The organism is Halomonas sp. hl-4 (genome assembly GCF_900215475.1).
Lineage (GTDB): Bacteria > Pseudomonadota > Gammaproteobacteria > Pseudomonadales > Halomonadaceae > Vreelandella.
Genome location: NZ_LT907845.1, coordinates 2,708,206 through 2,730,860, shown reverse-complemented (window position 1 = coordinate 2,730,860; position 22,655 = coordinate 2,708,206). Strand labels below are relative to the sequence as shown.

General features: G+C 55.6%; 16 protein-coding genes. 10 read left to right on the top strand and 6 right to left on the bottom strand.

Annotated elements, in window-relative coordinates; genetic code table 11:
• Positions 1-426: 426 nt before the first annotated feature.
• On the bottom strand, positions 427-1,941 hold the full coding sequence (gene ilvA, locus CPH17_RS12895) for a threonine ammonia-lyase, biosynthetic (RefSeq protein ID WP_074398032.1): 1,515 nt from the start codon (positions 1,939-1,941) through the stop codon (positions 427-429).
• A gap of 162 nt (positions 1,942-2,103) precedes the next feature.
• Between ilvA and rpiA the strand changes: the two genes are divergently transcribed.
• The 9 genes from rpiA to pelG all read left to right on the top strand — a co-directional run bounded on the left by rpiA (position 2,104) and on the right by pelG (position 16,540).
• Positions 2,104-2,778, top strand: coding sequence for a ribose-5-phosphate isomerase RpiA (gene rpiA, locus CPH17_RS12890; protein ID WP_096299793.1), 675 nt, complete (start codon positions 2,104-2,106; stop codon positions 2,776-2,778).
• 286 nt (positions 2,779-3,064) lie between these two features.
• Positions 3,065-4,039, top strand: a complete 975-nt coding sequence (locus CPH17_RS12885; protein WP_096299791.1) for an NAD-dependent epimerase/dehydratase family protein — start codon at positions 3,065-3,067, stop codon at positions 4,037-4,039.
• 44 nt (positions 4,040-4,083) lie between these two features.
• Positions 4,084-6,894 (top strand): bifunctional glycoside hydrolase 114/ polysaccharide deacetylase family protein, encoded by a 2,811-nt coding sequence (locus CPH17_RS12880; protein ID WP_231898030.1) that lies wholly within the window; start codon positions 4,084-4,086, stop codon positions 6,892-6,894.
• Positions 6,881-10,549 carry a tetratricopeptide repeat protein gene (locus tag CPH17_RS12875; RefSeq protein WP_096299788.1) on the top strand — a complete coding sequence of 1,223 codons (3,669 nt, stop codon included), beginning with the start codon at positions 6,881-6,883 and terminating at the stop codon, positions 10,547-10,549. Before CPH17_RS12880 ends, CPH17_RS12875 begins: the two co-directional genes overlap by 14 nt.
• A gap of 82 nt (positions 10,550-10,631) precedes the next feature.
• Complete coding sequence (locus CPH17_RS12870) at positions 10,632-11,168, top strand: hypothetical protein (protein ID WP_096299786.1); 537 nt, start codon at positions 10,632-10,634, stop codon at positions 11,166-11,168.
• A gap of 7 nt (positions 11,169-11,175) precedes the next feature.
• The gene (locus tag CPH17_RS12865) at positions 11,176-12,537 is read left to right on the top strand and encodes a PelD GGDEF domain-containing protein (protein WP_096299784.1); all 1,362 of its coding nucleotides are present in this window, start codon (positions 11,176-11,178) and stop codon (positions 12,535-12,537) included.
• The gene (locus CPH17_RS12860) at positions 12,524-13,549 is read left to right on the top strand and encodes a HEAT repeat domain-containing protein (RefSeq protein ID WP_096299782.1); all 1,026 of its coding nucleotides are present in this window, start codon (positions 12,524-12,526) and stop codon (positions 13,547-13,549) included. The genes CPH17_RS12865 and CPH17_RS12860 overlap by 14 nt, the downstream gene beginning before the upstream one ends.
• Positions 13,546-15,129: a GT4 family glycosyltransferase PelF gene (gene pelF, locus CPH17_RS12855; RefSeq protein ID WP_096299780.1), complete on the top strand. Its 1,584-nt coding sequence runs from the start codon at positions 13,546-13,548 to the stop codon at positions 15,127-15,129. The genes CPH17_RS12860 and pelF overlap by 4 nt, the downstream gene beginning before the upstream one ends.
• A 25-nt stretch (positions 15,130-15,154) precedes the next feature.
• Entirely contained in the window at positions 15,155-16,540 is a 1,386-nt protein-coding gene (gene pelG, locus CPH17_RS12850; protein ID WP_074398045.1) for an exopolysaccharide Pel transporter PelG, read from the top strand.
• On the opposite strand, the gene waaA is transcribed toward pelG, so the two are convergent.
• Genes waaA through CPH17_RS12835 form a run of 3 tightly spaced genes read right to left on the bottom strand, consistent with a single transcriptional unit; the run spans position 16,537 to position 20,364 of the window.
• Complete coding sequence (gene waaA, locus CPH17_RS12845; protein WP_096299778.1) at positions 16,537-17,847, bottom strand: lipid IV(A) 3-deoxy-D-manno-octulosonic acid transferase; 1,311 nt, start codon at positions 17,845-17,847, stop codon at positions 16,537-16,539. The genes pelG and waaA overlap by 4 nt on opposite strands.
• Entirely contained in the window at positions 17,847-19,277 is a 1,431-nt protein-coding gene (hldE, locus tag CPH17_RS12840; protein WP_096299776.1) for a bifunctional D-glycero-beta-D-manno-heptose-7-phosphate kinase/D-glycero-beta-D-manno-heptose 1-phosphate adenylyltransferase HldE, read from the bottom strand. Before hldE ends, waaA begins: the two co-directional genes overlap by 1 nt.
• A complete protein-coding gene (locus tag CPH17_RS12835) occupies positions 19,267-20,364 on the bottom strand; it encodes a glycosyltransferase family 9 protein (RefSeq protein ID WP_096299774.1) in 1,098 nt (365 codons plus the stop codon). The genes hldE and CPH17_RS12835 overlap by 11 nt, the downstream gene beginning before the upstream one ends.
• Between CPH17_RS12835 and CPH17_RS12830 the strand changes: the two genes are divergently transcribed.
• On the top strand, positions 20,363-21,076 hold the full coding sequence (locus CPH17_RS12830; protein ID WP_096299772.1) for a 3-deoxy-D-manno-octulosonic acid kinase: 714 nt from the start codon (positions 20,363-20,365) through the stop codon (positions 21,074-21,076). The two genes, CPH17_RS12835 and CPH17_RS12830, sit on opposite strands and share 2 nt — an antisense overlap.
• 12 nt (positions 21,077-21,088) lie before the next feature.
• Here the strand turns inward: CPH17_RS12830 and CPH17_RS12825 are convergent, their stop codons facing one another.
• Together CPH17_RS12825 and CPH17_RS12820 are read right to left on the bottom strand one after the other, a co-directional pair.
• The gene (locus tag CPH17_RS12825; protein WP_231898029.1) at positions 21,089-21,973 is read right to left on the bottom strand and encodes a hypothetical protein; all 885 of its coding nucleotides are present in this window, start codon (positions 21,971-21,973) and stop codon (positions 21,089-21,091) included.
• 98 nt (positions 21,974-22,071) lie between these two features.
• Entirely contained in the window at positions 22,072-22,650 is a 579-nt protein-coding gene (locus tag CPH17_RS12820; RefSeq protein WP_096299768.1) for a YrbL family protein, read from the bottom strand.
• Between the last annotated feature and the right edge of the window lie 5 nt (positions 22,651-22,655).

Here is a 22,655-nt window from a genome sequence, read left to right as displayed (position 1 = left end):
ATAGCAAAACGGGCTGGCCCAAAGGCCAGCCCGCTCGACGTTGAGCATATTATTTATTTTGCCAAGGTATGGGTTAACTTCCCGATAACGCCTGCGCGTAGCCGGTGGCTAATACCCCGAGCGCAAACACAATCATCAGTGCCATTACCATGTCGGGCTTTTTACGCCGCATATTGCTTCTCCAACCCCCTGAGTGTTGCCAATGCAATAAAACGTCACCTAGCTTACCCAATTATGAGCAGCCTAATACTGCCCTGATGACGCCTTTCATTAATTTCGCCTCTGACTATAGGGCCAATAGGCTACCGTTGACAACGGTTTAAACGGCAATATGCTACGAAAAAATAATCGCACAGCGTTTCTTAATAGGCTGACTCATGGCGGCCTGCAATGCGAGTAACCACTAACTCATTATGCGGAGGAATATTACGCCATAAATAACCGGTAAGCGGGATTATCACTTTCCCGCCAGTAGCGGTATCCAATGGTATCCAAATGCTCCGCGACGTGTGTGCGGTCACCGTTGGGGACTTGCATGCCAACCAGGACGCGGCCATAGGCGGCCCCGTGGTTACGATAATGAAACAACGAAATATTCCAGTCGTGAGGCAACTGGGTAAGGAAGTTCATCAGCGCCCCTGGGCGCTCAGGAAACTCAAAGCGGTACAGCTCTTCTTCAAAATGTTCACTAGGGCGACCGCCACTCAAGTGACGAATATGCAACTTAGCCAACTCGTTATCAGTCAAGTCTTCAACCTGGTATCCCGCTTCTCGGAGCTTGTCGATAACCGCCTGGCGGTCTTCACCGCCGGGCTTTACCTGTACCCCGACAAAAATATGCGCTTCACTGTTGTCCGCATAGCGATAGCTAAACTCCGTTACCATGCGCTTGCCCAACGTGCGGCAGAATTTTTTAAAGCTGCCCGGTTTTTCGGCAATCGTCACCGCCAGGATAGCCTCACGCTGCTCGCCAAGCTCGGTCCGCTCGGCAATATGCTGGAGACGGTCAAAGTTGGTGTTGGCGCCGGAATTGATGCACAGCAGGGTTTCGCCTTCCGCGCCGGTTTGCTGAATATATTTTTTCAGCCCGGCCAACGATAGCGCGCCTGAAGTTTCCGCAACGGCACGGGTATCTTCAAAAATGTCTTTGACCGCGGCGCACATTTCGTCGGCGGTGACGGTAATCACATCGTCGATAATGTCTTTCACCAGCGAGAAGGGCACTTCGCCAATCTGCGCCACAGCAACACCTTCGGCAAAAACGCCCACCTGGTCCAGCACTACCCGCTCACCGGCTTCCAGTGCCGCCTTCAGGCAAGCACTATCCTCGGATTCGACGCCAATAACCTTGATATCCGGGCGCAGGTACTTGACGTAAGCCGCAATCCCGGCAATCAGGCCACCGCCGCCAACTGGCACAAAAATAGCGTCGAGACGCCCCGCCTGCTGGCGCAGGATTTCCACCGCGATCGTGCCTTGGCCGGCGACCACGTCGATGTCATCGAAGGGCGGAATATAGGTGTAGCCGTGCTCCTTGATGAGTTCCTGGGCATGCTCGGCGGCGGCGGCAAAGGCATCCCCCTTCAGCACCACCTTGGCGCCTCGGGCACGCACCGCCTGCACTTTAATTTCAGGGGTAATGCGCGGCATCACAATGACCGCTTTTACGCCCATCAATTTGGCGGCCATGGCAAGTCCCTGAGCATGATTGCCCGCAGAGGCGGCAATCACGCCTTTGGCTTTCTGTTCTTCGCTGAGCTGGGCCATTTTATTGTAGGCCCCGCGGATCTTGAACGAGAAAACCGGCTGTAGGTCTTCGCGCTTGATTAAAATCTGGTTATTGAAACGACGCGACAAAAAGGGAGCAGGCGAAATGGGGGTCTCACAAGCGGCCTCGTAAACGTGGGCCTGGAGGATCTTTTTGACGGTAGCTTCAAGCATGCGGAGAATTCCAATGAAGAGCATAACCCTGACGGGCGTGGGGAAAACCCCTATTGGTAGCAGATTACGCCTTACGTCGTCCAGCGGCGTTTTGATCGGCAGGCCGCGTTCGCGTCGTTATAATGAGCAGTGAGTCCAATGTTCCCAGCGAAAAGGCATACCATGACCCAAGACGAACTCAAGGCCGCCGTCGCGGATAAAGCGATCAGTGAAATTGAACCCTGGCTAGAGAAAGATACCGTGCTGGGCATCGGCACCGGCTCGACAGCCAATCTGTTTATCGATCGACTCAAGCCGCTCCGGGATCAATTCAAGGGCGCGGTGGCGAGCTCAGAGGCCAGTGCCCAACGCTTGTCGGCGCTGGGCATCGAGGTATTCGAGCTTAATAGTGTGGGCACGATGCCCTTTTATATCGACGGTGCTGACGAAGTGACCGCTCACTTACAGATGATCAAAGGCGGTGGGGCTGCGCTCACTCGCGAAAAAATCGTGGCGGCCTGCGCAGAGCGTTTCATTTGCATTGCCGACCACTCTAAGTATGTCGACCAGCTTGGCCATTTTCCGTTGCCGGTGGAAGTCATTCCCATGGCCCGCTCCTATGTTGCCCGCCAGCTTGTCACCCTGGGTGCCGAGCCAGTGTATCGACAAGGCGTGGTCACCGATAACGGCAACCAGATTATCGACTGCTATGAATTTATGATCGACGACCCCGTCGCCATGGAAGCTAAAATTAACGCCATCGTCGGTGTCGTCACTAATGGCTTATTTGCTGCCCGAGGGGCCGACATACTGTTATTAGGCAATCCAGAAGGCGTTGAACGGATCACACTACGCTGACTGACACCGCCAGCTTTTAACTTTTCTAGGCCAGCTTTTACGCTGGCCTTTATTTTATAGGGCAACGCGGATAAAAAACCGCGACACTCCCTCCCCTCTTTCCCCGCTCATCACTCAAGTATGAGTAAAAGCATGCTTTGCTAGTTAGCAATTCCATTACCCCGCCTATTGCGCGAATTGTAATTATAATTAAACATTAAGATACAAATTGTTTCAAAACCTAAAGCGCTGAATAAGCCCATATGCCGCAGGCGTCATCAGCCAATAAGGGATAGGGAGCATGATCATGGACAACGACGACAAACATGTTCTGGTAACAGGGGGAGCGGGTTTTATTGGCTCTCATACAGTCGACCTGCTGTTAGCCAGCGGGTACTCGGTACGCGTACTGGATAATTTCTCAAGCGGCTGCGTTGCCAACCTTCCTCAACATGAACACCTGGAAATTGTTCAAGGCGATATTCGTTCTCGCGACGATGTCAGCACTGCAATGCTAGGCATCACTCACTGCCTGCATCTTGCCGCTCAGGTATCTGTTTCCCGCTCGGTTGAAGACCCTTACGACTCTGCCACACATAACATCCTAGGGGCGCTTAACGTAATGCAAGCGGCGGCCCAGGCAAAGGTCACGAAGCTCGTTTATGCCTCTTCTGCTGCGGTGTACGGCACGCCTACGCAACTGCCGCTTGGCGAAGAAACCCCTCTACAGCCCCTGTCACCTTACGGGCTGGAAAAATGGGTGGATGAACGCTACGCAGACCTGTTAGCAAGTCTGCATCATTTACCCAGCTTGGGGCTGCGCTACTTTAACGTTTATGGCCCGCGCCAAGATCCCCACTCACCTTACGCCGGTGTCGTGGCACGCTTTATCGATAGAATGCTCACTGATCAAGCCCCCGTCGTTTTTGGCGATGGTAGCCAATCGCGCGATTTTATTTACGTCGGCGATGTGGCCCGCGCCAACCTTACTGCGCTGTTCAGCGCGCAATGCGGTATTTGCAACGTCGCGACAGGCCAGCGGATTGATCTGCTTGAGCTAATCGACCTGTTAACCCAATTAACCGGCTGCCTCTTACCCGCTAAGCACCTGCCCGCCAAGGCGGAAGACATCCACCATTCTTATGGGGACCCGCAGCGCTTAGCCGATTGGTTATCACTCACCCCGCAATGGACGCTGCGCGAAGGCCTGAGTGAACTAATTCATGACTACCATCAAACCATGGTCCGTCACACGGCCCCCCCGCTCATAATGAACGCCTGATAAACGCACCGGGTTCATGCGAACTTACCGATAAAGGTGATGCTGTGGCTACTTATCTCTTCCGCGGACTGCTGTTGGCACTAACCATGCTAAACAGTGGCCTGGTGCATGCGGCCACAACGCCTGACCAACCCAGCGTTGCGTTCTACTACGGCAATGACGCTCCCACCGAGCTGCTCTCGCAATTCGACTGGATCGTGGTCGAGGCAGCCAATATTGATAGCGACCATTATCGTCAACTGGGACAGCACGGCGGGCAGCTTTTCGCCTATGTAAGTATTGGTGAACTCGATGCATGGCGGGAAACCAATACCCCCATTGCCGAAGAGGCACTGGTCACCCGTAACGATGCCTGGAATAGCCAGGTGGCCGACCTAACCGCCCCTGAGTGGCAGCAGTGGTTGATTGAGGAGCACGTTCGCCCGCTTTGGGTCGCCGGCTATCGAGGCCTGTTTCTCGATACCCTGGATAGCTATCGCCTATTTGCGCCTGACGGAGACGCCGCTGGGCGCCAGCAGGATGCCCTGGTGGAGATCATTGCCCAGATCAAACGCCAATTTCCCGATATGCAGTTGATACTTAACCGTGGGTTTGAAGTCCTAGACCGCGTTCACGGCGATGTGGTTGGGGTGGCGGCTGAGTCACTCTATCGCGGCTGGAATCCTACCACTGAAGTCTTTGGGGCGGTGCCTGACGAAGATCAGACTTGGCTTTACAAACAGCTTGCCCGGGTCAGGGATGACTATCGACTGCCTGCGATTGCCATTGACTATGTCCCCGCCAATAACCGCTCGTTAGCGCGGGAAACCGCCCAGCGCATTCACGCCGAAGGGTTTATTCCCTGGGTGAGCGTGCCGCATCTCAATCAAATGGGCGTCGGGCTGGTCGAAGCCATGCCGCGACGGGTGTTGATCCTGTTTGATAAAGCTAAAACGGAAGCTGGCGAGCTAGCCTACACCAACGCCCACCGCTATCTGGCGATGCCCCTGGAGTACCTGGGCTATGGGGCTGAGTATCGCGACGTTAACGACCCGCTACCCAACGATATCCTGCATGGCCGCTACGCTGGGGTGGTGACCTGGTTTGATGAGTCGCTGACCGGTGCATCGCATTATGCGCCTTGGTTGCAACACCAGTTGGAAAACGGCCTGCGCGCAGCGATCGTGGGTGACCCTGGGGTGCCACTATCAGGCGCGCTAGGCAGCTTAATGGGCGTGCGCGAAGTCAGCGGTCTGACGGCCGCCTCATTAACACCACTTAGCCATGACGAACTAGTTGATTTTGAGGGTTTTTCTCACCCGTCCCCCGTCCCTCAAACCAGCTATCAAATACTCGACAGCACCATTACGTCGCACCTTACATTAAGCGATGATCGTGATCGACGCTTTTCACCGATCTTCACCGGCCATTGGGGGGGACTTGCGAGCTACCCGTGGATTTTCGAGCAGGCAAGTGAAACGCAAATGCGCTGGAATCTTGACCCCTTTGCGTTTTTACAGCGCGCCTTAGCACTACCTGACATGCCGATTCCCGACGCCACCACCGAAAATGGTGCCCGCTATTGGATGACCCAAATCGACGGCGATGCCTTTGTCAGCCGCGCTGACCTGCCCGGCACACCCTTCACCGGCGAACTGATGCTGTCGGATATTTTAAGACGCTACCAAGTGCCCACTACGGTATCGATTATTGAAGGCGAGATAGGCCCCGAAGGCCTCTATCCCCAGCATCGCGCAACGCTGGAGCCTTTGGCACGGCGTATTTTCAGCCTCCCCTGGGTCGAGGTGGCAACGCATACCTTTAGCCATCCTTTCGAGTGGGAAAGCCTTCAGGAAAATGATATGGCAGGCCAGGGCCAAACCCTTGCCAAGTTCAATTACAACCTGCCGATTCCCAATTATCGCTTCTCATTGCGGCGTGAAATCGAAGGTTCTAGTGACTATATCAACCGCGAACTGGCACCCGCCGATAAGCCGGTCAACGTAGTTCTGTGGACAGGTAATGCACTGCCGCCTGAAAAAGCTTTGGCAATTGCCGACGAACTGGGGCTACGCAATCTAAACGGCGGTAACACAAGCGTTACCCATAGCAACCCGACCATGACCAACGTATCGCCCATGCTGCGCCCGCAAGGCCATTACCTTCAGGTTTACGCCCCACAGATTAATGAAAATGTTTATACCAACAACATGTTAGGTCCTCTGTGGGGCTACCGGCGGGCAATCGAGACCTATCAGCTCACCGACCAACCGCGTCGCTTAAAGCCCATCGATATTTACTACCACTTCTACTCCGCTGCGAGCCCCGGCGCGCTACGTGCGCTCCATCAGGTGTATGAGTTTGTACTCACCCAGGAGACATTGCCGCTGTATGCCAGTGCCTGGAGCGATGTAGCCACCCAGTGGTACCACGCCGGTATCGCTAAACGGTTAGACGGCGGTTGGCAGATCAAAGGGGCTGACCACATGCGCACCCTACGACTCCCCACCGACATGGGCTGGCCTGATCTTGAACGCTCTGACGGGGTTGCGGGCGTTCGTGACGTCCCTGTGGGTCGCTATATCGCGCTCTCAGGCGAAGGGAATGCCACGCTTTACGTAACTTCCAGCCAACCGAGAACGCCTCACTTGCGCTATGCCAATGGACGTATCACCGAATGGCAGGCAAGCCCAACTGGGCAGCTCCGCTTTGGTATTGCCGCCGAACAGGTTCCGTTAAAGGTCGAGCTTGGCGCCACTCAAAACTGCCAGGTTTCGGCCCCTGGGGCACGCATTGATCAGCGTGGCAACGCTACCCTGCTCGCCTTTGACCACGCTCGCGCTGAGCGGATCGAGGTGCGCTGTGCAACACGCTAAGCCTAAAGTAAATACCGACATGCTGCGCCAACGGCGCTTAATCCGCCCGTTAACCCTGCGCTTGGTGGCCTTGGCCATTGCCCTGATGCTGGTCTTGCTGTTTCCCGCCCACCATCTGCTGACGCTTGAGAACAGTGACAGCATGCCGAGTCGAATTTCACTGCTCTACTCCCAGGCGCTGCTAAATACCAACCCTGATAACGTGGAGCTGCGCGTCAACCTGGCAAGCAAGCTGCTTAACGTGGGCGATGCCCCGCTTGCCCGTACTATCCTGTTGCCGTTACAAGACACCGACGATGTAGCAATTCAGTGGTTGCGTCTCTCCATTGAGTGGCAGTTGCTGGCGGCGGTCGCGGCAGAACAGCCAGACCGGCAACAAGCCGCTCAAGACTTTCAGGCAATCCTAGAGGCTTTTCAGGCCAACATCCGTCTTCCTGCTGAATACCTGGAACGTATGGCTGATTATTGGCTGGCTATTGAGCATCCTTCGCAGGCGGCCATGCTTTACGAGCGCCTTGCTGACCAGCAGGTCGATCGACAATATCATTGGTTATCACTGGCCGGTTACTGGTGGCTGCGTGCTGGCCATCCAGAGCGCTCGGCCGCCGCCTGGCACCGTGCGTATCGGGTCGCTGAAACGCCCCGCTTAACGCTGGGCTGGCTTTCCTGGCTGATTGCCCCAGCGCATGCCCAACAAAATGACGATAGCGCTGAATCACCGCGTCGCACGGCTGCGCTTGAGGCCCTGCGCTCCGCCCAACAGAGTCAGCAGGACGAGGGGGTCGAGTATGCCCGCGAGTATTTGGCGGCATTCCCCAACGACCGCGAACTGCTCGACTTAGGTGTCCGCTTAGCGCTTGCCCATGATCAGCCGCAGCAAGCGCTTGACTGGTCACAGCGACTGATCGACCAACAACCTGATACAGCTAACTTAGAGCGTCACTTGAGCATTGCGCTGGGCCTCAACGATCAAGCCAGCGCCATGACGTCGCTTGAGCAGCTGCGCCGCCAGCATCCAGACAATCTCGATTACCTTGAACAGCTAACCCAAACGCTACAGTGGTCCGGCGATGCCCCAGGGGCCTTGCAGAATGCTGAGCAACTCGCGCGCCAAACAGACAAGGAAAGCCATAATCGGTGGGTTATCGCGCTGGCTCTCAGTGTCCGTGAGCGTCCTGCCGCCATTCGTGCCCTGAGCCGGTTGGAACGAAAGCGTCAGCTGACGTTGGAAGATCGCCGCTTATGGGCTGATTTGCTTGAACAATTGGGCGACCCCGATGCCGCCATCGAGCATATACAAGCCTGGCAGGCGGCCGGCATTCGTGATGAAGCGTTAGGCATTCGCCTAGCCACCTGGCTTGAACAAACCGGACGTCTGGATGAAGCCACTGAAAGCTGGGCGGCACTCAATGCCCGCTATGGGGCACGGCCTGAATTTATTCAGGCACAACAACAGCTAATGAGCCAAAACTGGCAGTTGGATAGCGCCTTGCAACTACTCGGCCAGCCCACGGACAGCGCCAGCACCGACTCTGACCAACACCGTGCTGAGCTGGCTTGGCAGCTGGGTGACAGCCAGGCCAGCATGGTCGCCTATAGTGCGCTGTTTGAGCAGGATGCCCTGGACGCCGAAGGCGCCTCGCGACTCATCCAGGCCGCCGCCGATAACGATAACCTCAACCTCGCCATGCGGGTGACCGAGCATCGCTGGTCCCAGGCGCGTGACGGCGACGCGCTAATTCAAATGCTCTATTTAGCTCAGCGCGACCGTCAGCCAGCCTTGACTCAATCGCTATTAGCAATGGCAGAGCAAGCGCCTGAAACATTTGAGCCATCCGCCGATTATTGGGCTGCGCTAGCGCAGCAAGCACTGCTTCAACGAGCACCCGATGAGGCCGTCGAGGCTTACCAAAAAGCCCTTGCGCGCTCACCCCAGGACCCTGGCCTGCGCGCCGGCATGCTGTATGCGTTAATCGCCTTAGGTGATGAAGAAGAACTGCGTGGACGCATGACAGAGTGGCAGGATCAAGCCGCTCAAACCCCCGCCATGATGAGCGCCATAGCCGATGCACAGCGATTTTTAGGCAATCTTGACCAAGCACTTGTGTGGTATGCCTTAGCGGGCGACGCAGGCGTGCTGGATGCATGGCAGCAGCTTTACCATGCCGATGCCCTGAGTCAGAGCGGTGAAGAAGCACTGGCGTTTAACATGCGCTTGGCCGCCTTCGCCGAGCTTTCGCCATCGTTGACCTCAGCGCTAGAGGCTCCCCTAAGCGAGGCGCAACGCCGCGACCATACCCAGGCGATGGCACTAGTGGCCAAACGGCATGGCCCCGATAGCGTGCACAGCTGGTATGGCCAACTCGTGACCAATACCTTGGCTGAAAAGCCCATTCAGGCCAGCGACAGCGAATGGCTGTTCGATGCGCACATGGCCATGCAACAGCCCATTCACGCCCGTTATTTGCTACTTCGCGCCGAGTCACAGGGGCATGTCAGCCCCGCCTGGCAAACGCTGGCTGTGGCTTTAGCAAAGAATGACCGCGACACTCTGGCACAACTGTTGGATGGCGATGCCGGGCGCGAACTTTCGGCCACCGATCGCTTGGCGATTATGCGCCAGCTCGACCGCCGTCAAACCGCCCGCACACTCGCCAAACGGCTCACCGCCGAGGGCATGGACCGACGGCATGATATCGTTGAACTGGCGGCCGATATGCCCCACCGGCTGGCCACTTCCGCTGAATATCAGCGCCTGGGCGAGCTGGATATCACCTCACAAGAAGCGCTATACCAGGTGAGCGGAGAGCGTTTTTTGGGCCAGCTTACGCTGGTGCAACGTCAGCTTGACGCCCAGGACGAGATTGCCGATAGCCAAGGCGTCACCGATGAACAAGACACCGAATTGACACTAGGCTTTAACGGCACACGACTTGATACCACTCTTACGCTGGGCCAATTACACACAGAGCGCAACAACCGGCTTTACGGTGGTGCGTCGCAACGCTGGCAGGCAACCTCACGTTTGGCGGGCACGCTGTACGGTGAAGTTAGTCATGTATCCGACATTAACGACACCCTGCGGCTGCTCGCCGTCGAAGACCGAGTCGGCGCTCAGTTGGAATGGACCCCCACCGCCCGAGACACCCTCACTCTAGAGGCTAGCCACGTGAGTCTACGCAGTCGCGAAACGCGCGATTCCCTCGGCGATGGCTATCGGGTGGACGCCGAGTTGCGTCATGCATTGCTGAAAGGAGCCACCCGCCAGTTGGATCTAAGCGTGTTAGCAAATCATGCTGACTATTCCATTGACCAACTGCCTGATGATATCCGCCAGCGGCTGCCAACCAATTTTCAAACCGACGACCTACTCACCGATCAATCGAGCTTTGTTGGCGTCGGCGTTGCTCTGCGCCGCGGCGATCCTGCCAGCACCGCGCCTTTATTGGCCTCGCCGAGTTTCGAGCTGGCGTTGGAAGCGGGTTATCAGCTACCCGAAAACGATATCGGCCTCAACGCACGCTTTGCCCTGGGTAGCCGGCTTTTCGGCAACGATTCACTCAGTCTGAGCGTAGAAGCTGACCAAGGGTCGGGGAATGATGGCGACACCAACCTCGGCGTTTCACTGACGTATCAATACTTCCTGGGGCACTGACGATGTCACAGGCGACCCAACGGCCACGCCGTTACCCCTACCACTGCTTGAGGCGCCGACCTAGCGCCCTGGAGATACCGCGATGCGTATTATTCGATTAAGGCCGTTGGTACAGCTGGTGCTGCTCGGCGTGCTCATGCTAACTGGCTGCGCGGTCACGGATGTTCACCGCACAGAACCGCTAAGCCGCCAAGCGCAATGGGCTTTACTGCCTATCGCCAATCATTCCGAAACGCCGCTGGCAGGACAGAAGGCGGAAGCCAGCCTGCTGACGCTTTTGCATCAGCAAGGGATAAGCTCGCTAAGCCAAGCACCACGCCCGACTCAGCAAAACTTATTAGCGCTGCCCAGTGAGCAGGACTATCAAGCGGCGCTTGACTGGGCTCAGCAGCAAGGGGTTCGTTACGCGTTAACGGGCTCCGTGGATGAGTGGCAATACAAAGCCGGCTTGGATGGCGAACCCGCCATTGGCATCAGTTTGCGCGTGGTGGATGTTAATACGGGAGAGATTTTATGGAGCGCCAGCGGCGCACGCACTGGCTGGGGATTTAGTACCACCAGCGGCGTGGCGCAGAAACTGATGGCGGAGTTAGTCGACACCCTGCCCGTGCAGCAGTGAGGCCACCATGTCCCCATCTATCGATGAACTTCAGCCTGCACTGCCGCCCCGAGGGTTACGCCTGCTAGAAAGCGTTGTGATCACCCTCGCGTTTCCGGTTATCGGCTGGGCGATCAATCCAGACGACCCGCTGCTACTTGGCAGTGGCTTGACCTGGTTATTGGCCATCGCCCCTTTGCTGGTGGGGATGCGCTATGGCTTCGCACTGGGCTTTAGTAGTGCCTTGGTCAGCGTTATGTTGATGGGGCTTGAGGGGTGGTGGTACCACGGTGACCTGCTCAACGAGCCATCCCAGCGCTTGCCAGTTGCCATCGCGCTGATATTGGTCGGTATGATAGCGGGCGAAATGGCCGACACTTGGCGTCGGCGTTTACAGCAAATGGCCGTTATCCACCATGCTCAGTCGACACGACTAGAAGAGTTCGTCCGCCACTATCAGTTATTGCGCGTTTCCCACGACCAATTGGCCGAGCGCTTAGCGGCCAATCCGTTCACCCTGCGCGATGCCCTGAAAGCCCTTGAGGAAAAATATCAATCGCTCGCACCTGGCGGCAATCTGCTCAAACAGCACGGTGGCGAACTGCTGAACTTCCTGGCGCTGCACGCTCGGGTTCAGCAAGCGGTGTTGATACCCGTGGATCATCGTGGGCAATTGCAACCCTCGTCTGCGTCCTGGTTTGGTGGTGAGGTCACATTCCCGTGGCACGACCCGATGCTGGCTGCCTGCCTTGAACAGCGCCGTATGATTTGTCTCAAAAGCGCGATGGATCAAGGTATTAATATTGATAACGCGCCGTTGCTAGCCGTCGTACCTCTCATTGATGTTGAACAACACATCTACGCTGTGGTGGCCATCACTGCCATGCCCTTTATCGACTTTCATCGTGGCCACTTACATTTACTGGCAGTGTTGGGGGCACAGTTGGGTGATATGTTGCAGCAGACCCAACACACTCGGCAAGGGGAAGACACCGATCCTCGCGCCGTCGTCGCCCAATGGGTACGCCACGCCCGCGATCATCAACTTACCTCTCTGCTGATCACCATTGATTTCTCAGCGAAGTTAAGCGATGACCAAGTCGCCAACGCTATCGATAGCATTGTCAGCCAGCAACGCGGCCTCGACCGGAGTTGGGTCTCCCCACAAGATGACCGGTCACAGCGACTCTATGTACTGCTGCCACTCACCCAGCAGGGTGCCTTTGCGATTTATGCCGAGCGTTTGCAGGAAACACTTGCCGCTCAGCCGGGGCTCGGCGAAGACTGCCAGCACATAACCATTAGCTACAAGGTGCTGGATGGCCGCGTATCGGCTAAGAAATTGCTGTCGACCAAGATCCTTCCCGAGGTCCATCATGCCCACGCCTAGCCCCCCAAGACGTTTTACAGCCGTGTTGCTGCGCAGTCTGCCATGGCTGACCGTCGGTTTCTCTGCGGAAGCGGGGGCGGCTTACCTTTGGCTAGCCACGACAGCTGTGCCTTCACTACATGTCATCGCGTTGCATGGGATAGGGGCGCTGCTACTCGCGGAAGGTAGCCGCCAAACCCTACCCGTTGCCTATCAACGGCCCGTCATGGGTAGTCTGTTAGTGCTGTTGTTGCTGGTTTTTTTACTGCCCGGCATAGGCATATTGGGCTTAGCCATGGGAGTAATCCCAGCGCTTTACCGCGCCGTACCAAAGCATGACGCGTATTGGCAGGCGTTGGATTTACCACCGCTGCCCTACCAGCCGCTTTCCCCACCTAGCCCTGATACAACCGCCATGCGAGAAGGGTTAACCAGCGTACTCAGTTATTCCGAGAGCCCCGTGCTACGCCAGGAAGCCATTTTGGCCTGCCGCCATTTACCACGCCGCCAAGCAGTAGGCCTGCTTCGCATTGGCCTGGCCGACCCAACCGATGACGTACGCTTGCTGGCCTATTCCATGCTCAGTGGCATTGAACGTGAGGTAGACGAGCGCATTCAACTGCTTGCGCAGCAATACGGGCGCGATGGGGACCCCTTTGGCCATTACGCCGAAGCGCTGGCCGTGCTGTATTGGGAATATGATTATCTCACTCTTGCCCAGGGCAATACCGTCGAGTTTTATTTAACCCGTGCCTTAGCCTACATCGACCAGGCCATTGTCCAAGCTAACCGCGCTCATCGGCAGCTATTACGTGGCCGCATATGCCTCGCCTTGAAGGATTATAAAAGTGCCGAAGCCGCCTTTTGCCAATGCGAAAGACTGGGCATGAACGACGACGACCTCGCGCCATATCGCGCCGAACAAGCCTTTCTAACCCGTCACTACCCTACGCTTCGTGGCCATCTGTCACGTCTTAGCCCTGCGACCCAGCGGCACCCTGTGCTGCACCCCTTAATGGAGTATTGGCAATGAGCTGGCCAACACTGAACCAACGTGACGCTCCGGCGGATGTCACCTTGTTGCTGGAAGGAACCTATCCCATGGTGCGAGGGGGCGTGAGCGCCTGGGTGGATCAACTGATTCGAGGTCTTCCCCAGCTTCGTTTCGCGCTGGTTTTCCTGGGTGGCCGCAGCGATCATTATGCTGGCATCTTATTTGAACGACCCGCTAACGTGGTGCATTTGGAATGCCATTATTTGATGGAGGACTTACCCGCGCATCGCGCCATAAAAGCGCGCCGAGGGCGGCCCAGTACGTTTGCTAAAGTCCGCGAACTTCACGAAACGTTGCGCAAACCGGCGACTATCGACCAGCAACGAGCACTGTGTGACGTCGCACGGATGATCGGCCAGCACGGGGGGTTAAGTCAGGAGGATTTTCTCCACAGCCAAGAAGCATGGCAATACATTGTCGACCACTACCTTGAGCATGCAACGGAGCCTTCTTTCATCGATTATTTTTGGTCAGTGCGCAATATTCACACGCCGCTCTTCATGCTGGCTCGAATTGCCAACGCGTTGCCTAAAAGCCGCTGCCTTCACACCATTTCTACCGGCTATGCTGGCTTTTTAGGTGCTATGGCGCACCATATTCACCAGCGGCCATTGGTTATCACCGAGCACGGCATCTATACCAAAGAGCGTCAAATCGACCTGCTCGAAGCCAAGTGGATTAAAACGTCCCGCGATGCGCTCTCTCACGGGTTTCAAATTGATACCGGCTATATCCGACAGATGTGGATCCGTTTTTTCCAGGGCCTTGGGCGGATGACCTACGCCAGCGCTGCGCAAATCACCACGCTCCATGAAGGCAACCGCGCACGTCAGTTGCTGGATGGTGCCCCCGAAGCGCGTACGCGACTGATCCCTAACGGCATTCACATTGAGCGCTTTGCGCCGCTGCGTGACGCCACCGCCCACAATCAGGCCCCTATTGTGGCATTACTGGGTCGCGTCACACCGATTAAGGATATCAAGACGTTTATTCGTGCCATGTGCCAACTCATCAGTCTAACGCCCGACGCCGAGGGCTGGATTGTCGGTCCCGACAGCGAGGATCCGACCTATGCTCAGGAATGCCGCGACTTAGTGGCGCAACTTGGTGTGGAAAGCAGCGTTCGCTTTCTAGGCTTCCAGCGCACCGAAGACATCCTCGCCCAGGTGCGCTTGGTGGTGTTGACCTCAATTAGCGAAGCACAGCCATTAGTGGTACTCGAAGCCATGGCGGCAGGCGTGCCGGTAGTGTGCAGCGATGTCGGCGCCTGCCGCGAACTGGTCATTGGCAACCCGGCCACACATCAAGCCGCGGGACAAATTGTACCGATTGCCAACCCCATGGCGACGGCTAATGCTATGCATCATTTACTGGCTAATCCGTCTGCATGGCATAGCGCACGCGCGGCAGGCATTGCCCGCGTTGAGGCCGAGTACACCGACGCTTTAATGATGGAACGCTATCAACAGTTGTATGAAGACGTCATTCATCCCTCCTTAGCCGTCAGTGAGGCCTCCCCAACGGGAGATAGCCTGCTGTCGACAATGAGTACCCGTTAACCGTTGGCGTCAGGAGACGATATTTATGGCCGGCATTGGCTTTGAACTGCGGCGGTTACTCCGTCAGGACAGTTATTTCAGCCTGTTGCGTGCCTATGGCTACGCGGGTTTGATCAGCTCAGGCCCTTGGGTCTTGTCTATTCTGGCGGTAATGGCATTGGGCGTGCTGTCTGCGGCGGCAAGCCCCTCTAGCACCGCCCATGTAACGGCGTTCTTGGTCTCCGTCACATGGCTAGTCGCCGGGTCGCTGCTACTGACATCACTGGTGCAACTGCTGTTTACCCGCTTTGTGGCCGACAGGCTGTTTGAAAAACGCGATGCCGCGATTTTGCCCAACGTGATGGGCCTGCTAACGCTGGTCATGTTAGTAGCTACCCTCGTTGGCGGCGCCGTGCTGTGGTGGGCCTTTGCACAAACGCCTTGGCTCTATCAGTTGGAAATGCTGATCAGTTTCGTGGTGCTCAGCATGATTTGGTGCGTCACGGTATTTGTTGCGGGGGTAAAAGCCTACCGCCAAGTGTTACTGGCGTTTACCTGCGGTTATGGGGCCACCTTTATTGGCGGCGTGTTGCTCAACGAACATGGGCTGGAGGGCCTGCTGGGTGGCTTTGTGCTCGGCCAAAGCCTACTGCTTTTCATGCTCCTGGCGATGGTCATCCGGCATTACCCCAGTAATCGGCTGTGGGGTTTTGACTTACACCGAGCAGGACAGTGTCAGCGTTCGTTGATCGCCATCGGACTATTCTATCAGGCCGGCATTTGGGCTGATAAACTGGTGTTCTGGTTTAACCCCGCCACATCCGAGCCGATTATTGGCCCGCTGCGTGCCTCACCGATTTACGACTTACCCATCTTTTTAGCTTATCTCTCCATTGTGCCGGGAATGGCGGTGTTCATCATGCGCATGGAGACCGACTTTGCAGAACGCTGCCATGCGTATTACGACGCTATACGGGGTGGAGATACGCTGGGGCACATTGAGGCACTGCGCGGCGAAATGGTCGCCAGCGTTCGTCACGGTATCTACGATATTTTTAAAGTACAGGGCATCACCGTTGCCGGGCTGCTATTAAGTGGCCCGCTACTATTCACTTGGTTGGGCTTTTCCCACTGGTATTTACCGCTATTTAATATCGATATTGTGGCGGTGGGAATACAAGTACTGCTGATGGCCATCCTGAACGTACTGTTCTATCTCGACCGACTCAAACCAGCGCTATGGCTTTGCCTGCTGTTCTTATTAAGTAACGTGGTCCTTACGCTGCTGAGCCAGCTGTTAGGCCCAGTGTTCTATGGTTATGGGTACGCGCTATCGCTATTGTTCACCACATTAGTGGGCTTAGCCGTGCTCGACCACGAGTTCGAACAGTTGACCTATCAAACCTTCATGCTGCAACCGAACAAAGCCTAATGAAGGCGTCGTGGCGATTGGGGGACCAGCTTGCCTAACCCGTCCAGCGTGCGCTTGAGGGCTCCCTGTTGGGCGTTAATCACCGCCAAGCCGGCCTGACCTTTTTGCTGGGCACTGCTAGGGTCGTCAAAATAACGGATCAACGCTTCAGCCAGGGTGCCGGGACTGTCCACCAGGGTTAGGGCGCCAGCGGCTAACAGCGGCTCGGCCACATCAGCAAAGTTCTCGATCGAAGGCCCGCTTAGCACAGGTCTCCCCATGGCGGCGGGTTCCAGCACGTTGTGGCCGCCCAGCGGCACCAAACTGCCACCCACATAGGCCACACTGCCTGCCGCATAGAGCACTGCCAACTCCCCCAGCGTATCAGCCAAGTAGACATCAGTTCTTGCCGTTACGGGCTGCTGTTGACTACGACGGCTTAACGACCAGCTGTCATCGAGACACAGGCGGGCCACCTCATCAAACCGCTTTGGATGGCGCGGCACCAAGACCAGAAGCGCGCCAGGGTAGCGTTTGCCAAGCTGGCGGTGCGCCTCAAGCAATAACGCTTCTTCGCCGTCACGGGTGGAACCCGCCACCCATACAGGCCGCCCGTTCCACTGCCGATGTAAGTACTCACCCTCTTCAAAAGCCTTGCTATTACTAGGCATTTCAAACTTCAGCGAGCCCACTACGCTGGTCACGTCAACGCTGCAGCCTAGTGCGTTAAAGCGCTTGGCGTCAGCCAATGACTTGGCTGCCAGCCAGCTAACGTTCGCCAGGGCATTGACCATCAAAGGTCGCCACCGTCGATAACGTTGGTAAGCACGAGGCGATAAACGGCCGTTGACTACGGCCACAGGAACTCTCTGGCGATGACAGGCGTGTAGCAGATTGGGCCATAGTTCGGTTTCAAACATCAGCGCCATGGCTGGCTTTAGCCGAGCGATAAACCGCTTGGCCGCGCCTGGGTAGTCGAGCGGCAAAAGCCGATGGGCAAGCCGCCTCTGGTCACTTTCAGACTGTTCATAAATAAGCGCTTGAGCCTGCTGAGCACCGGTGGCGGTCATGGTGGTCAACAGTAGACTGTGCTGGGGATAGCGTGCAAGTAAGCCTTCGATCAGCGGACGCGCGGCACGCACTTCGCCTACCGAGGCGCAGTGCAGCCAAAGCCGTGGCTCAGAGGGAAGCGGGTCCAGGCGCAGACCTAAACGTTGCAAGCGAGAGTAAGTGGGTACTTGCTCTCGCCAAATCCGCCATGTAATCAGCGGTGAGAGTGCATACAACGCGATTGAGTAGGCAAGCCGTGGCCAAGCGGATACCGCCATTAGCGCTCACGATCCAGAATTGAGCTGATCAACGCCGTGGTTGAGACACCATCTTCAAAGCCCAGTACCTTGACCTCCCCCCCATTGGCGATCACGGCTTTGCCGCCGGCAATATCTTGCGGCCGGTAGTCACCGCCTTTCACTAAGATATCTGGCAGCACCACCTCGATAAGTGCTTGTGGTGTGTCGTCAGAAAAGGGGACGACCCAGTCCACTGCGCCCAACCCCGCCAGCACCTGCATGCGACGGTTGAGCGGATTGATCGGCCGCGTTGGGCCTTTCAAGCGACCGATGGAGGCATCGTCGTTGACGGCCACAATTAAGCGATTTCCCAGGCGCTTTGCCTGTTCGAGATACGCCACGTGCCCCGCATGCAAAATATCAAAACAGCCGTTGGTCATTACCACTCGCTCACCACGCCGCTGGGCAGCACGCACTGCCTCAATCAGCGATGCCTGCTCAATAACCCCAAACTCGGCCAGTTTATCGCCGTGCAGCGCGGTATACAGCTCAGCAATCGAAAGCGTGGCGGTCCCCGGCTTGGCGACCACCAATCCGGCACCTAAATTGGCCAGCATCATTGCCTCGGGTAGCTCGTGGCCGGCCGCAAGCGCTAGCCCCATCAAGCCAATCACAGTGTCTCCCGCGCCCGTCACGTCGAAAACCTCTTGGGCGCGAGTAGGCAAATGCAGCGGCTCATGCCCCTCGCAAATCAGGGTCATGCCTTTTTCGCTGCGAGTGATCAACAGTGCTTCCAGCTCAAGCTCAACGCGCAGCGCTTCACCACGCTTTGAGAGCTCAGCATCGGTGCTACACGGGCCCACTATCGCCTCAAACTCCGTCAAATTCGGCGTAATCAAACTGGCCCCACGATACTTGCTGAAATCGCTGCCCTTGGGATCTATCAACACCCGTTTACCCTGGGCACGCGCCAACGAGATCAGCTTTTCCACCTGATTCAACGTGCCCTTACCGTAGTCGGAGAGAATCATCACGTCGCAATCAGGCAGCGCCTCTTCTACCTGAGCAAGCAAGTTGCTGGTATCGACACCATCCAGACGCTGCTCGAAGTCCAGGCGCAGTAACTGCTGATTACGACTCATCACACGAAGCTTAGTAATCGTTGGTATATAAGGACTTCGTTGAAAGTAAGTACTTACATTTGAAGCAGACAATTGCCCCATAAGCAGGTCGGCATTGTCATCGGCGCCCACTAACCCAGCCAGGGCGACATGGGCACCCAACGCCGCAATATTCAGCGCGACGTTTGCCGCCCCACCGGGCCGGTCGTCTGCATCTTCAACACGTACCACCGGCACGGGCGCTTCTGGCGATATACGCGAAGTGCCACCGTGCCAGTAGCGGTCTAACATCACATCGCCCACAACGAGAACGCGAGCATGTTCCAGGGCGGTCAAATCAACTTTCATCCGTGAGTCCTGTTATTGGCTGCGCGGCGGTGTGTGCCAGCAGCGCATCGAGCTTAGCGATCACGTCGTCGGCTTTGATGAGCGACATGGCATCCGCATGGCGTACTCGCTGCCCCCAATTTACCTCGTCCACCGACTTGTGCAGAAAAGCATTCACCGCTTCGGGGTAGGCGTTCACCGCATAATCACGCCACAAATAGGGCGCAGCACGCTGGGGATTGGTCGTCGCGTAAAGCCCTAGTGTTGGAGTACCCAGAGCATTAGCCATATGCGCAGGGCCGGTATCCGGTGCAATCACCGCCCGCGCGCCACCAATCAACGCCAGAAGGCCCTTTAACGACGTTTGACCAATGGCATTGATAACACTGCCTGGCTGACAGAGCGCTTCAAGTTGTTCACCGACCTCACGCTCAAGCGAACTGCCACCTCCGGTCAACACAGTTTTCAGACCATGCTGTACCCAGACATGTTCAACAACACTGGCATACCCCTCTGCTGACCAGTTACGAAAATTTCGTAGCCGCACGTTGCTGCATGGATTAATTACTAAATAAGGCGCTCCACCGCTGATCAAACGCGCTTCGTCATAAGCCGCAAGGGGCACCGGCAAATCCCACTCCAGTGGCCCTTCTTCGACACCCATCAAACGTGCGAAATCCATAAATGATTCCAGCACATGAGGGTTGGTTCTGGGCGCTATATGGAGCTGAGTAAAGCGGTGCTGAGCATCTTTGGCCCGCGCCTTGTCGTAACCTACGCGCACCTTGGCTTTCAAACCAAGCGATAAAATACTGGCACGAATGGCTTGCTGCATATGCAACAGTACGTCAAAGCGCGTGTCCGCCAGTTCACGCCACAGGACGCGCATCCCCTTAAACCCCGTCGATTTGTCGTATACAACAAACTCGACCCCGGACAGACCGGCCAGTAGACTGTACTCCCCTTTGCCGATGATCCAGGTAATGCGCGCTTGCGGCCACTGGCGCTGCAACGCTCGCACGGTGGGCACAAGGTTGCACACGTCTCCTAACGCAGAGAGGCGCAGAATGGCAATATGGTTAGGTTTAGCAGGCAGAGAGGGCTTCATGCGCTTAGCGGCACTCCGGCAAGGAAATAGTCTGATTTTACATGATGAAGACAGTTTATGTGACGCCGCCGTGTCACACCAACCCGATCCCGCTTTGTTCAGCGCTGAATACTGGCACTCGCGCGACTTAGTGGTCGGCGAAGCACCGGGCCGGGGCAGCAGCCTTTTTTTACAGGCCACTCCTACTGAACAATGGGTTTTGCGCCCTTACCGGCGAGGCGGTTTAGCCGCGAAGCTAAGCAAGCAGCGCTACTTCTGGTTAGGGGCTGAACGCAGCCGCGGCTTTCGCGAAATGCGCCTGACGGCGCAATTATTCGAAAAAGGACTGCCTGTTCCTCGCCCTATCGCCACCTGCGTAGTCCGTTATGGACTCACTTACGAAGCCGCTTTGCTCACTCAGCGCATTGTCGGTGCAAAAGCGTTAGCCGAGTTGATCATCAATAATTCAGCTGACAAAGCACTCTTGCAGCGGGTGGGCGACATGATTCGACGCTTTCACGATATAGGGCTTGATCATGTTGACCTGAACGCTCGCAATATTCTGATTGATGCCAACGGCGCGCCATGGCTGATTGACTTGGATCGCTGCCGTATCCGCCCGCGAGGGAAATGGCAGCAAGCGAATTTAGATAGGTTGGAACGGTCAATACACAAGTTTCAGCCGACCTTGTCAGCATCTCCGATTCTACAAGGATACAGCTCAACCAATTGATCTATAGACCTTTTATGGCCATGTAAAGTGTTTAGGTGATTCGTGAGGATCTAGTGGGCCGGGTTCTGTCTCGGGCACACAATGTGGCAGCGCTTCCACCACACGTTCAAGCGCTTCAGCGCCATGCGTATGCTCGGTTACTTTTTCCCACCAAGCTCTATGGACAGCTTTAACTTTCACCGGTACTGAAGGCAAGCCTAGATATTGCGCCATCGCTAATCGATGTAGGCCACGGTTTATTTTTATCAACTTCCCCTCACGACTTACGGCTACTCCGAGTTCATCCTTACCACGCAAGCCATCGAAGCCGTGTACCGCCATATCATCCATAAACGCCAGATAAACACGCAGGTAAGCGATAATGCGCGCCTCTGAGTCCAGCAACAAACCCTGCTGGTGGGAAGCCCAAGGGCGCTTTTCATCCAAGCGCTGTTTCAATTGGCGAAACGTCTCACTGTTGACCAAATCATGGCGATGGGTTTCGATATCGCGAATAAAGCGATAGCGCGATCCATGGCGCAGATCCCCCCGGCGCAGATCCCAATAACCGTCCCAAATAAACGCCGAGGATGAAGGCCGCTGGCGCTTTGGCATTTCTTGCCAATCGCGGATGCGTATCAACTCCCGTGGATTTATATTAAGTATCAACTCCTCACCTAGCGCCTGCTCGACGATTCGGCGCGGTAGGCCCCACTGCTCCACCCGATAACTTCCAGGTAGGCCTCGCTTCCATAGGCCAAAGACGCCCCGCTCAATTGGGATACCCACCGAAGCCTGAAAGGCCTCACGCACCGCCACCTGTACACGGGCACGCTGCACCGGCCAATACATTCGAGCGTCAGCTAATGGAGAAAAGGCAGGGTCTCCCCCAGGCGGAAGCGGGAATTGTCGCGGCACTATTTTCTCCTTTGCAGAACATATAAACCTATTGGTTTAATTGCCCGTGACTTTTATTGAGCCTAATTTTTGCTGCCTATCTAACTAAAACCCAAAAACTATTTAAAATTAATTAATTTTTTTTCAAAAGCTAAAAATTGCTTTTTTGTTTTTCTGTTTGAGTATTTTTTTGAAAAAACATACATTAAATTTTTAACGCTAAACCTCTCTCTACCGCCTACCCCATCAACTAAAACAAGCTCCAATATCCCTCCAGTATCTCTCACCATAATATTAACTTCATTAGGCTCAATAACAGCTACGCCATTTTTTAAAGCCCAAAGCTTCAACGAACTTACTAACTCAGCAATCTTTTCCTGATCTACATTCAACACATCATTCTTCAAAAAATCTTTTAATGTAAGCGCATTTGTTCCATCAAAATTAACAACTCTATCAAATACTAAACCATGGCCGAAATTAGTGGAAGTCCAACCATGACACATAGCAAGGTGGCTAGTATCTATTGACTTTAAATTTAAAGATTTTATATATAGCCACTCTATGATATTTTCCTTCCACCCATCTTTCCTATGAGCAACCTTCACACATAATGATTTATTACCAGGGTGCTGAAAACAAATTCTCTTATTACCCTTTCCAATTGCCATCTCCATGTCCAGTATAATTTCTTTCATACTCA